Source organism: Sulfitobacter sp. SK025 (assembly GCF_003352105.1).
Classification (GTDB): domain Bacteria; phylum Pseudomonadota; class Alphaproteobacteria; order Rhodobacterales; family Rhodobacteraceae; genus Sulfitobacter; species Sulfitobacter pontiacus.
Genome location: NZ_CP025810.1, coordinates 103,143 through 114,721 on the forward strand (window position 1 = coordinate 103,143; position 11,579 = coordinate 114,721).

The following is an 11,579-nucleotide window of genomic DNA, read 5'->3' on the forward strand; positions in this document are numbered from 1 at the left end:
ACCCAGATGACCGATGTGGCCCGCCAACTCCTTGAATTGCTGGATATCGAACAGCTTGAGATCGACCTGTTCCGCGGCATCGGGTCGGGCGGGGAAACCACCACGCGCATTTTTGGCGGCCATGTTATCGCGCAGGCGCTGATGGCCGCCTATCGCACGGTGCCGGACCGGATGTGCCATTCGCTGCATGCCTATTTCATCCGTCCCGGTGACCCGTCGATCCCGGTGATCTATCAGGTGGACCGCGCCCGTGACGGGGGCAGCTTTACCACGCGGCGGGTCGTTGCGATCCAGCACGGCAAGCAGATCTTCAACCTCTCGGCGTCCTTCCACGTGCAGGAAGAGGGCTGGGATTACCAGCACAAGATGCCCGACGTGAAAGGACCGGAACACTGGCTTGACCGCCCCGATCTGCGTGAACCCTATATCGAGAAAATCTCGCCCAAACACCGCGACGATTTCCTGCGCGAACGCCCTATCGAGATCCGCGAGGTTGACCCGCGCGATCTGTTCGAACCTGAGAAGACCTCGGACAAGAATTACCTTTGGTTCCGGATGGAGGCGGCAAAGGGGCAGTCCCCGATCATGCAGCACTGCTTGCTTGCCTATGCGTCCGATATGAACCTGCTCGGCTCGTCGCTGCGGCCCCACGGGCTGACGTGGTTCCAGGGGCAGGTCATGACCGCCAGCCTTGACCACGCTATGTGGTTTCACGCGCCGATCGATTTCTCTGACTGGCACTTATACGAACTCGACGCCCCCTTCACTGGTGGCGCGCGCGGGTTCAATCGCGGTCTGATCTACAATCAGAACGGCCAACTTGCCGCGACAACGGCGCAGGAAGGGCTGATGCGCCCCTATAAAAAGAAAGAAGCTGCTTCATGACACAGACGGGGGGCCGCTATCCGGGTTGGCGACCGGGGATCGAACTGCGGGACGACTGGCTGGGGCTGGTCCCCGAGACCGCAATCGACCCGCACCGCGAGATTGTGGACCCCCACCACCACCTCTGGCGTCACGGCACGCCCGACGCCCCCGCCGTCTACGAGATGGACGCGCTTTGGCGCGACACCGGCGCCGGGCATAACGTGGTGCAGACGGTCTATATCGAATGTCGGTCCTATTGGGATCGCGACGCGCCCGCGCATCTGCAATCGGTGGGCGAGACCCGCACCGTGGCGCAGATGGCGGCACAGACCCCGCGCGGTAAGGCGCAGATCGCTGGCATTATCGCGCAGACCGAACTGGTGCTGCCCCCCGACCAGCTGCATGCCGCGCTCGACGCGCATGAGGCCGCAGGGAACGGGTTGTTCAAGGGTATCCGCAACTCCGGCGCGCGCGATGCGGAACCGCAGCATCTGGCGGTCCCCGGACGCGGGATCGAAAACCAATACGGCGATCCTGACTTCATCCGCGGTGCCGCGATACTGGGAGACCGCGGACTGACGCTGGACAGCTGGCATTACCACCATCAACACCAAGAGTTTCTGGACCTTGCCCGCGCGGTGCCACAGACCACGCTGATCCTTGACCACTTCGGCACACCCTTGGGCGTTGGCCGGTTCGAAGGCAAACGCGACGATATCTTTGCCGCGTGGAAAGACCATATGTCAGAGCTGGCGGAATGCCCCAATGTGATGGCCAAGCTGGGCGGGCTTTGCATGCCCGACAATGGGTATGGCTATATGCACCGCGACCTGCCACCGTCCTCGGACGAGATCGTAGAGACGCAGGGCAAATGGTACGCGCATATGCTGGATGTCTTCGGCCCCGAACGCTGCATGTTCGAAAGCAACTTTCCCGTGGATCGCACGGCGGTCAGCTATGTGGTGATCTGGAATGCGTTCAAGAAGATGTCAGCGCATCTGGACGGCGCAGCACAAGCGGCACTTTTCTCCGACACAGCGCGGCGCGTCTATGGGCTGCCGCCCGCGTGACGCGGACGGCAGATTTTCACTTTAACCGAATTTGAAAAAGCACAGTTTGTTGCCATCAAGGTCGCGGACATAGGCCCCGTAGAACCGGTCCGGTATCCGTTGTCCTGGCGCGCCCTCGTCCGTCGCACCAAGCGAGATCGCCTTGGCGTAGATCTCGTCCACTTCCTCTTTGCTGTCAGCGGTAAAAGCGACCATCACCCCGTTGCCGGGGGTGGGGGCCTCTTTGTTGTAGGGTTCGCAGACCGAAATCATGGGCGTGCCGCCGCCGGTGCCGATCATGGCGATCCGGCCGCTGTCGATCAGCACCTTGGCACCCTTGCTTTCGAACAGGTCGCAATAGAACTGCTTGGCGCGCGCCATGTCGCTGGTGCCCACGGTGGTATAGCCGATCATGATACATTCCCCTGCGGCTTTCTGCGGTCGCCATACATCCGGTGCAGCTTGCGCATGCCCCCGATCCAGCGATCGTAGTTCTCGGTTTTCTTGCGCATATACTCCAGCACTTGCGGGTGGGGCAGCACAAGGAACGTCTCGTTGCGGATGGTTTCCAGACAGGCTTCGGCCACGGGTTCCGCTTCAAGCAGACCGTCGAGTGCGGCGACAGAATCCTCGTGACCGCGGGTCATCTCGCTGCGGACAGCCTGAGGGCAAAGCACCGACACCTTGATCCCGTCATCACCATGAGACATCGCCAGCCATTCGGCCACAGCAACAGCCGCGTGTTTGGTCACGCCGTAAGGCGCGCAGCCGACCTGGTTCAGCAGTCCCGCCGCCGACGCGGTGTTCAGCAGATAGCCGCCCCCGCGTTCGGTCATGCGCGGCACCAGATGACGGGCGGCCCAGACATGGGCCATCACATTGATGTCCCAGATGCGCTGCCAGTCTTCGTTCGGCACTTCCATGCCGCCCGCGATCAATATGCCCGCGTTAGAGCAGAACAGATCAATCGGGCCGATGTCGTTTTCAACGGCATCGATCATATCCGCGATCTCTTGCTCGACACCGACATTCACACCGAAAGCCACGCCGTCGATTTCATCGGCAACCGCCTGCGCGCCCTCTTTGTTGAGGTCGACACAGACGACTTTCTTGGCCCCTTCCGCGGCAAAGCGGATGGCCATCGCCTTGCCGATGCCGCTTGCGGCACCGGTGATGACGATGATTTTATCCTTCAGTTCCATAGCAGCCCCCTACGTCCACATGTTCGACCCGCCACAAACGGTCAACGCCTGACCGGTCATGTAGCGGCTTGCATCAGAGGCGAGGAACACGGCAAGCCCCGCAAAATCCTCTGCCTCGCCAAGACGGCGCAGCGGGATCTCGTTCTTGATGCGTTTCTCGACATCGGGATTGTCCCACAGCTCGCGCGCGAATTCGGTTTTCACCAGACCCGGACAGATCGCGTTGAACCGCAGACCCTTGGGCCCGAATTCGGCGGCAAGGTTGCGCACAAGGCCGATCAGCGCCAGCTTGGACATGCCATAGGTGCCAAGCATGACCGACGGTTTGAACGCCCCGATGGACGAGGTAAACGCCATCGACCCGGCGCCTTTCTCGATCATGTCGGGGGCCACCATCTGTGCCAGCCAAAGATTGGACAGCACATTGGCGTTCATCGTCTTTTCATAGGCATCATCGGGGATCTCGGACGTTGGCCCATAGTAGGGGTTCACGCCCGCGTTACCGATCACGATGTCGATCTTGCCTGCCAGCTTGTGGGTCTCGTCCACCAGCGCTTGCAGCTGCTCTTTATAACCAACGTTGCAGGCGACGCCGAACGCCTTGCCCTTGCCAAGCGCGTTGATCTCGGCGGCGGCGGCGTCCAGCTGGTCTTGCTTGCGGGCCGAGATGACGACGGTCGCGCCATGCTCGGCCAGACCCTTGGCCATCGCCAGCCCCATGCCCTTGGAGGCGCCGGTCAACAGCGCCACCTTTCCGGTCAGATCAAACAGGGTCATACGCCACCTCGCGTACGGCCTGTGGCGATCTCTTCACGGGCGCGCGATGTGCGCAGGTTGGATTCCTGATAATCCTTGACCTCGGCGCGGGCGATCACGTGGTGGTGGACCTCATCAGGGCCATCCGCATAGCGCAGCGTGCGCTGCGAGGTGTACATGCCCGACAGCGGCGACCACTGCGAAATACCTGTCGCACCATGCACCTGCATCGCCTGATCGATGATGTTGCAGACTTTTTCCGGCACCATCGCCTTGATCATGCTGACCCAGATGCGAGCCTCTTTGTTGCCCAGAACGTCCATCGCCTTGGCGGCTTTCAGCACCATCAGGCGCATGGCTTCAATCTCGATCTTGGCGCGAGAGATCGTTTCCATGTTCTTGCCCAGATCGATGATCTTCTTGCCAAAGGCTTCACGGCTCAGCCCGCGCTCGATCATCAGGTCCAGCGCCTTTTCCGCCGCCCCGATAGAGCGCATGCAGTGGTGGATACGGCCTGGCCCAAGACGCACTTGGGAGATTTCAAAGCCCTTGCCTTCGCCCCAGAGGATGTTTTCCTCGGGCACGCGCACATTGGTGAACTTGATGTGCATGTGACCGTGCGGCGCGTCGTCGTGACCGAAGACATGCATCGGGCCGACGATTTCAACACCGGGTGTGTCGATCGGCACAAGGATCTGGGACTGCTGGCGGAAGGGTTCGGCATCTGGCGACGTCTTGACCATGGTAATCATGATCTTGCAGCGCGGATCACCGGCACCGGAGATATAGTATTTCTCGCCGTTGATGACCCATTCACCGTTTTCCAGCACGGCAGAGGTAGAGATATTCTTGGCATCCGAGGACGCCATATCGGGTTCGGTCATCGCGAAGGCCGACCGGATTTCACCGGCAAGCAGCGGCTTGAGCCACTTTTCTTTCTGCTCCGCTGTCCCGATCCGTTCCAGCACTTCCATGTTGCCGGTGTCAGGCGCGGAACAGTTCAGCGATTCAGATGCCAGCGGGCTTTTGCCAAGCTCGGCCGCGATATAGGCGTAATCGAGGTTCGACAGACCTTCACCGGTTTCGGCATTCGGCAAAAAGAAATTCCACAGCCCATTTTCACGGGCCTTTTTCTTGGCGGTTTCCAGCAGCTCCAACTGGCCGGGCGCGTGTGACCAGCGGTCGGCACGACCTTCGCCAAGGCGGAAATACTCGTCGGTGATCGGATCGACATTTTCGCGGATGTGTTTGATGACGGCGGCCAACAGCGGCTTGGCCTTCTCGGACATCTCGAGATTATTCATTCCGGCCATAGCTTCGTTATGTGACATAGAGTGCCTCCTGGCAGTTGGTTCGATTATTTATTGACCCAGTTGGGTTTGCGTTTTTCGACAAAGGCGTTCACGCCTTCCTTGAAATCTTCGGTTTTGCTGAGGTCCGCGATCACCTCGCGTGAATAGGCGATGCTGTCTTGCATCCCGTCGCGTTTGTACATGTCGTTCAGGACGCGTTTCGTGGCCTTGACCGCCGAGGGCGACACGGCACACAGCTCTTCGGCCTTTTCCATCGCTTTCGCCATCAGCTGGTCGGCAGGGTAGACCGCGTTGACGCAGCCCATCGACAGCGCCTCATCGGCCATGATGGTGCGGCCGGTGAACATCATCTCTTGCGCGGCAAGCCGCCCGATATAGCGCGACAGGCGCTGCACGCCGGAAGCCGCGGCAAAGAAGCCGACCTTGACCTCTGGCAGAGCGAATTTTGCCTGATCAGAGGCGAGGATAATGTCGCATGACAGCGCGGTTTCAAATCCGCCGCCCATGGCGAAACCGTTGACGGCTGCGACGATGGGCTTTTCCAGATCAAAACGCGAGGACAGACCGGCAAAGCCGCTGGCGGGCATCGTCGCCTTCGACCCGCCCGCAGCCGTGGCTTTAAGGTCGTTCCCCGCGGAAAACGCCTTGTCCCCCGCGCCGGTCAGAACCGCGACCCAAAGATCCTGATCCGCGGCAAAAGCGTCCCAGCAATCGGCCATTTCATTATGCATGTCGACGTGCACGGCATTGTACACCTCGGGGCGGTTCATGGTCACAACAAGGATGTGACCCTTCTTTTCGGTGGTGATATATTGATAGCTCATACCTTCAGCCCTCCGGTGTCGATTTCAGTGAATTTCCCGCCATTCTTGGCCAGATCGCGCAGCAGCTCGGCGGGCGCGAATTCGGGGTCTTCGGCGCCCAGCTTTTCCATCACGTCCAGCACGGCCTGCGCACCGACCATATCGCCATAGAACATCGGGCCGCCCTTATCGGCGGGCCAGCCATAGCCGTTCAGCCAGACCACATCGATGTCAGAGGGGCGCTGCGCCTTGTTTTCCTCGAGGATTTTGACCGCTTCGTTGATCATCGGATAGATGCAGATCTCGATGATCTGTTCCTGCGACATCTGGTTGGCTTCGGCGCCTGTGATGTCCTTGATCACACCGGCAACCACATCCGACGGGATCGGGCGGCGGGATTCATCATAGTCGTAGAAACCCGCTTGGGTCTTCTGGCCGCGACGGTCCATTTCACACAGCGCATCGCGGATCGGGTTTTCGGTCTTGGCCCCTTTGGACCAGCCGATATCCAGACCGGCCAGATCGGACATCTGGAACGGCCCCATCTTGAAGCCAAAGGCGTTCAGCGCGGCGTCCACATCCCAGGGCATCAAGCCCTGTTGCAGCAGCTTGTTGGCCTGTTTCTGGCGTGCGAACAAAATACGGTTGCCGACAAAACCGGGGCAAACGCCGACGAGCACAGCGATCTTGTTGATCTTGGCCGCCAGATCCATCGAGGTCGCGACCACATCATCAGCAGTATGTTTCGCGCGCACGATTTCGAGCAGTTTCATCACGTTGGCGGGCGAGAAAAAGTGCAGCCCGATCACGTCTTCGGGGCGCTTGGTCATCGCCGCGATTTCGTCGATGTTCAACGCCGAGGTGTTCGTCGCAAGGATCGCGCCCGGTTTCATCACGCGGTCCAGCTCGGTGAAAATCTTGCGCTTCAGCTCCATGTCTTCGAACACGGCTTCGATCACCAGATCACAATCGGCCAAGGCTGCCAGTTCCAGCTTGCCGTCAAAGCGATCCATCCGCGCTTCGACTTCTTCTTGCGGGAAACGGCCCTTATCGGCGCTGCGCTGGTAGTTGCCGCGCACGACCTTCAACCCGCGGTCTAGCGCCTCTTGCGTGGTTTCGACGATGGTGACGGGGATGCCCGCGGTGGCAAAGTTCATCGCGATGCCGCCGCCCATCGTACCCGCGCCGATGATGCCTACGGATTTGATCTCGCGCTGTTTGGTGTTGGCGGGCAGGTCCGGGACCTCCCATGCGGCTTTGCCGGCAGCACCGATATAGGCACCAATTTCTGCGTCGGTTGGGGTGTTCATAGTCTTCCTTTCTTCCGGCCCGGTTGGTGGGCCTTATGTGTCCAGACAGGCCGCGCGGATCGCACGGCGGTCAATCTTGTCGGTGGCACCACGGGTCAAAGGACCGTCCTGGCACCACAGTTTTTCGGGTATCTTGAATTTGGCCAGCCGCCCGTCGAGATGCGCCGCCATGTCGGCTTGCGTCAAAGGCTTGCCATCGCGGGTCTGCACAGAGGCCCCGACGACTTCGCCCAAGCGCGGGTCCGGCACGGAAAATGCGCAAGCCTCGATCACATCGGGATGCGTGTGCAGCGCGCCCTCGACATCCAGACAAGCGATGTTTTCGCCGCCCCGGATGATGATGTTCTTCTTGCGATCAAGGATGGTGATATAGCCTTCGGCGTCGATCACACCCAGATCACCGGTGCGCAGCCAGCCGTCTTGCATCGTCTCTTCTGTGGCTTCCGGCTTGTTGAGGTAGCAGCGCATATTGGCGGGGCTTTTGACGGTAATCTCGCCCAATTCGCCCTGCGGGACATCGTTGCCCTTGTCGTCCAGAAACCGGATGTCTTGCAGCGGCGGATGCAGCTTGCCCGCGGCGTCGGGGCGTTTGTTGTATTCCTCGCCCACCATGCCGATGCCAAGCGCGTTCGTCTCGGTCATTCCCCAGCCTGTCGCGATATCCGCGGCGGGGAACTGGTTTTTCAACTGCGCCACCTGCGCCGCAGGACGTTTCGCCCCGCCTGCGCCAAGCCAGGTGAGCGTCGGCAGGGTCTCTCCCATACGCTTTGCGGCTTCCAGCAGGTCGGCAGATTGCGTCGGCACGCCGAGAAAACGGGTCACGCCTTCGCGGTTGATCACGCGCACCGCTTCTTCGGCGTCCCACTTGTGTAACAAGGAGATCTTGGCACCTGCGGGCAGGCTAAGCAGAAACAGCGGATGCGTCGCGGTGACGTGGAACAGCGGTGTGACGATCAACCCCGACGGGCGCGGCGCGGGCGGTGCGCCGGGTTCAGGGGGGGTGACCAGCGGCGCGGCGACGGCCTGTAACAGCCAGCTGAACACCGCGCTAAGCGCGCCACGGTGGGTCTGCACCACCCCTTTCGGCTTGCCCGTCGTGCCCGACGAATACATCACCGCAAAGTCATCGTCCGTGTCCAGATCGACGCCTTCGGGCGGCGTTTCGGCCATGCCCTGCATCAGGTCCGACAGCTTGTGCGGGCCCATTTCCTCTGCATCGCGCACGCCGATGAGACGCAGGCCCAGATCATCCTTGAGCGGTTTCATCCGTTCAAAACGGGGACCATCGGCAAAGACCGTCTTGGCCCCGCTGTCTTGCAACGCATAGTCAAGCTCTTCGGTGGTCCACCACGCATTGACGAACACCACCACAGCACCCGCTGACGCGACCGCCAGCGTGAGCATCAGCAGTTCGGGATAGTTGCGCATCGCGATGCCGACACGGTCGCCGGTCTTGATCCCCAGCGTGTCGCGCAGCCCGTTGGCGATGCGGTTCACATCGGCGGTGAACGCATCATAGGTCCAGCGTTCATCCTGATAGACCAGAAACTCTGCCGCGCCATTGCCCTGGATTTCGCGGCTCGCCTGGATCAGCCCGCCCAGGGTTTTCGGGATATTCTTGAATGTTTTATAGGTGACGCCACGGATATTACTTTCGGTTACTTCGAACGTCGGGTTCGTTGAAACCACGTGGCGAATGGCTTCTTCGGGGGTCATTGCGGTCATATGCACCCGCCCGCAGACAGCATAGATACAGATAGTGTGGCCATTTCGTCCTCCCTTATCGAGCCTGTTGCCGGACACTCCTCCACGATTGTCCGCGACTCTGATTTCTGCAGCCTAAGCGCTAAAATTCAAACTGCCAATACCGCATGATGGAACGATGTTCCGCAAGCTGACGTTTGACAGGATTTTACGCGCACCAAGGCCCTCCGCACCTGCGGCCCCATATCTCGGCGAAAATTGACCATGAATATAAAGGTAAGGAAAGCCCTACTTTCCCCGAAACCGGGGAAAGCGGCCAATGGCACCTGCGATGTCATTGAAACATCGCGTCACTTGGGGGGCGGCAGATCCCCCGCCGCTGCCGCTTATGTCGGCGTTCAGGCGCCGACGGTGCCGCAAATCAGCTCGGGAAGCCGCGTGGCAGGGGGCGTATTCCGGCTGCGCAGGCTGCGTACCACGCCATCAATCACCGTCATGCCAACACCGGGCAGATTTCCCAGTTGCACCGATTCAAGCATATTTTTGCCGGGCGCATGCTGTGCCTGATCCATCAGGACGAAGTCCGCGCATTTGCCGACCTCGATCAATCCGGTGTCCAGCTTGCGTTGCCGCGCGGTGTTGCCGTTGGCAAAGCAAAAGGCGATCTCGGCAGGTACATCGCCAAGCGATGACAGCATCGCAACCATGCGCATGATCCCCAAAGGCTGCACGCCGGACCCAGCCGGACCGTCGGTGCCCAGGATCAACTGATCAAGCTTGCCCAACTCGCGCGCTGTGTTCAGCGTCAGCAAGGCGGCGCGTTCGTTCCCGTTGTGCACGATCTCAAGCGCGGCCTTGCAGCCCTCGCAGAGGCAGATGATCTGATCGTCGGGCAGGGCAGAGTGCCCGCCGTTGATATGCCCGACCACATCCGTTCCTGTCTCAAGCACCATATCCGCATCGATCAGCCCTGATCCGGGGATCGACGGGCCGCCGGTGTGGATCGTGCTTTGCATGCCGTATTTGCGTGCCCATCCGACCATCTGCGCGGCGGTCTTGCCGTCCTTGACCGTGCCCAGTCCGACCTCGCCCAGCAGAGTCACGCCGGCCTTGGCCATCTCGGCAAAGTCTTCTTCGACCATGCCCTGTTCGATCACCGGCGCACCCGCGTGAACCTTGACGCCCGAGGGGCGGAAGTTCTCGTACCACCGCTGCGACGCGATCGCCATCGCCTTGAGGCCGACGATATCCTTCGGGCGGCCCGGCATATGCACTTCACCGGCAGAGATCAGTGTGGTCACCCCGCCGTGCAGCGTTGAATCGATCCACCCCAACTGCTGCTGGCGCGGGGTATAGTCGCCCACCACCGGGTGCACATGGCTGTCGATCAACCCCGGTGCCAGCGTCGCGCCATGGGCGTCGACTTCTGTCGTGGCCCCGTCGCAATCCATATCCTTGGCATAGCCCCATTCCGTTATCTTTCCGTCCATCGCGATCAGGCAATCCCCGTCGGCAATGGGGTCTTCCATCTTTCCGGTCAGGATCATCCCGATGTTCCGGATCACGAGTTTTGCAGAGGTGTCTGACATGGGGCACGCCTTTCAAGCAGCATCAGTTTCATTTGAACGCTAACAGAAAAATGCGGCCAATCAAGATGAAACACTTGACAGATAATCATTCGCGTACAAACAATAATACATCCGCAGTCGATAAGGACTTTCCATGGACGCCGCTTCTCTCTCTCGCCCCAGCTTCCCGATCCCCGCAGGTGTCTTTGCCGAAACGGTGACGGAGGTGCAGCATTATACCGACAGTCTGTTCCGCTTCCGCATCACCCGCGACCCGTCCTTCCGCTTCCGGTCGGGGGAGTTCGTGATGATCGGGCTGCCCAATGCCGAAAAGCCGGTGTTTCGTGCCTATTCCATCGCGTCGCCGTCGTGGGACGAGGGGGTCGAGTTCTATTCTATCAAGGTGCCGGACGGGCCGCTGACGCAGCACCTGCAAAAGCTCAAGGTCGGTGATACCGTGCTGATGCGCCGCAAGCCGACGGGGACGTTGGTGAATGACGCCTTGCTGCCCGGAAAACGGTTGTGGATGTTCGCCACGGGGACCGGCATCGCGCCTTTCGCGTCGGTCATCCGTGACCCCGAGACGTATGAGAAGTTCGATGATCTGATTCTGTGCCACACCTGTCGCACCGCCAAAGAGCTGACCTATGGCCGTGATCTGGTCGCCAGCCTCAAGGCCGATCCGCTGGTGGGGGAATTGGCGCAAAGGCTGTCCCTATACGACACGCTGACCCGCGCGCCGTGGCCACGCGAAGGGCGGCAAACCGACCTGATGGCGTCGGGCAAGATGTTCCGCGATTTGGACGTGCCGCCGATCTCTCCTGATCGCGACCGTGCGATGATCTGCGGGTCGATGGCCATGTTGAACGACACCAAAGCCGCGCTCGAATCCTTTGGGCTGGTGGAGGGGGCAAATAATCGCCCTGCCAGTTTTGTGGTCGAAAAAGCCTTTGTCGGCTGACGACATGCGAATTGATTTGACACGAAGGCACCCGACGCACTTCTAT

At 60.4% G+C, this 11,579-nt stretch carries 11 protein-coding genes; 3 read left to right on the forward strand and 8 right to left on the reverse strand.

The features are described 5' to 3' along the window. Window positions 1-6 precede the first annotated feature (6 nt). Together C1J04_RS17175 and C1J04_RS17180 are read left to right on the forward strand one after the other, a co-directional pair. Window positions 7-885 carry an acyl-CoA thioesterase gene (locus C1J04_RS17175; RefSeq protein ID WP_005848859.1) on the forward strand — a complete coding sequence of 293 codons (879 nt, stop codon included), beginning with the start codon at window positions 7-9 and terminating at the stop codon, window positions 883-885. Further along, the gene (locus C1J04_RS17180) at window positions 882-1,937 is read left to right on the forward strand and encodes an amidohydrolase family protein (protein WP_114865669.1); all 1,056 of its coding nucleotides are present in this window, start codon (window positions 882-884) and stop codon (window positions 1,935-1,937) included. Before C1J04_RS17175 ends, C1J04_RS17180 begins: the two co-directional genes overlap by 4 nt. A gap of 21 nt (window positions 1,938-1,958) precedes the next feature. On the opposite strand, the gene C1J04_RS17185 is transcribed toward C1J04_RS17180, so the two are convergent. The 8 genes from C1J04_RS17185 to C1J04_RS17220 all read right to left on the reverse strand — a co-directional run bounded on the left by C1J04_RS17185 (window position 1,959) and on the right by C1J04_RS17220 (window position 10,593). After that, window positions 1,959-2,330, reverse strand: a complete 372-nt coding sequence (locus tag C1J04_RS17185) for a VOC family protein (protein WP_009824293.1) — start codon at window positions 2,328-2,330, stop codon at window positions 1,959-1,961. Further along, window positions 2,327-3,118, reverse strand: coding sequence for an SDR family oxidoreductase (locus C1J04_RS17190; RefSeq protein ID WP_009824292.1), 792 nt, complete (start codon window positions 3,116-3,118; stop codon window positions 2,327-2,329). Before C1J04_RS17190 ends, C1J04_RS17185 begins: the two co-directional genes overlap by 4 nt. Window positions 3,119-3,127: 9 nt before the next feature. Next, window positions 3,128-3,895: an SDR family NAD(P)-dependent oxidoreductase gene (locus C1J04_RS17195; protein WP_005848869.1), complete on the reverse strand. Its 768-nt coding sequence runs from the start codon at window positions 3,893-3,895 to the stop codon at window positions 3,128-3,130. Continuing rightward, the gene (locus tag C1J04_RS17200; protein ID WP_009824291.1) at window positions 3,892-5,178 is read right to left on the reverse strand and encodes an acyl-CoA dehydrogenase family protein; all 1,287 of its coding nucleotides are present in this window, start codon (window positions 5,176-5,178) and stop codon (window positions 3,892-3,894) included. The genes C1J04_RS17195 and C1J04_RS17200 overlap by 4 nt, the downstream gene beginning before the upstream one ends. 53 nt (window positions 5,179-5,231) lie before the next feature. Continuing rightward, on the reverse strand, window positions 5,232-6,011 hold the full coding sequence (locus C1J04_RS17205) for an enoyl-CoA hydratase-related protein (RefSeq protein WP_009824290.1): 780 nt from the start codon (window positions 6,009-6,011) through the stop codon (window positions 5,232-5,234). After that, complete coding sequence (locus C1J04_RS17210; RefSeq protein ID WP_009824289.1) at window positions 6,008-7,300, reverse strand: 3-hydroxyacyl-CoA dehydrogenase; 1,293 nt, start codon at window positions 7,298-7,300, stop codon at window positions 6,008-6,010. The genes C1J04_RS17205 and C1J04_RS17210 overlap by 4 nt, the downstream gene beginning before the upstream one ends. A 33-nt stretch (window positions 7,301-7,333) precedes the next feature. Next, a complete protein-coding gene (locus C1J04_RS17215; protein ID WP_009824288.1) occupies window positions 7,334-9,025 on the reverse strand; it encodes a class I adenylate-forming enzyme family protein in 1,692 nt (563 codons plus the stop codon). 377 nt (window positions 9,026-9,402) lie between these two features. Further along, on the reverse strand, window positions 9,403-10,593 hold the full coding sequence (locus tag C1J04_RS17220) for an amidohydrolase family protein (protein ID WP_009824287.1): 1,191 nt from the start codon (window positions 10,591-10,593) through the stop codon (window positions 9,403-9,405). Between the two features lie 133 nt (window positions 10,594-10,726). On the opposite strand from C1J04_RS17220, the gene C1J04_RS17225 reads away from it, so the two are divergent. Beyond that, window positions 10,727-11,533 (forward strand): ferredoxin--NADP reductase, encoded by an 807-nt coding sequence (locus C1J04_RS17225; protein ID WP_009824286.1) that lies wholly within the window; start codon window positions 10,727-10,729, stop codon window positions 11,531-11,533. Window positions 11,534-11,579 lie beyond the last annotated feature (46 nt).

What these genes read in the sequence shown, in the direction of transcription:
- C1J04_RS17175 (WP_005848859.1), top strand. Translation starts at nt 7, where the DNA reads ATGACCGATGTGGCCCGCCAACTCCTTGAATTGCTGGATATCGAACAG.
- C1J04_RS17180 (WP_114865669.1), top strand. Translation starts at nt 882, where the DNA reads ATGACACAGACGGGGGGCCGCTATCCGGGTTGGCGACCGGGGATCGAA.
- C1J04_RS17185 (WP_009824293.1), bottom strand. Translation starts at nt 2,330, where the DNA reads ATGATCGGCTATACCACCGTGGGCACCAGCGACATGGCGCGCGCCAAG.
- C1J04_RS17190 (WP_009824292.1), bottom strand. Translation starts at nt 3,118, where the DNA reads ATGGAACTGAAGGATAAAATCATCGTCATCACCGGTGCCGCAAGCGGC.
- C1J04_RS17195 (WP_005848869.1), bottom strand. Translation starts at nt 3,895, where the DNA reads ATGACCCTGTTTGATCTGACCGGAAAGGTGGCGCTGTTGACCGGCGCC.
- C1J04_RS17200 (WP_009824291.1), bottom strand. Translation starts at nt 5,178, where the DNA reads ATGAATAATCTCGAGATGTCCGAGAAGGCCAAGCCGCTGTTGGCCGCC.
- C1J04_RS17205 (WP_009824290.1), bottom strand. Translation starts at nt 6,011, where the DNA reads ATGAGCTATCAATATATCACCACCGAAAAGAAGGGTCACATCCTTGTT.
- C1J04_RS17210 (WP_009824289.1), bottom strand. Translation starts at nt 7,300, where the DNA reads ATGAACACCCCAACCGACGCAGAAATTGGTGCCTATATCGGTGCTGCC.
- C1J04_RS17215 (WP_009824288.1), bottom strand. Translation starts at nt 9,025, where the DNA reads ATGACCGCAATGACCCCCGAAGAAGCCATTCGCCACGTGGTTTCAACG.
- C1J04_RS17220 (WP_009824287.1), bottom strand. Translation starts at nt 10,593, where the DNA reads ATGTCAGACACCTCTGCAAAACTCGTGATCCGGAACATCGGGATGATC.
- C1J04_RS17225 (WP_009824286.1), top strand. Translation starts at nt 10,727, where the DNA reads ATGGACGCCGCTTCTCTCTCTCGCCCCAGCTTCCCGATCCCCGCAGGT.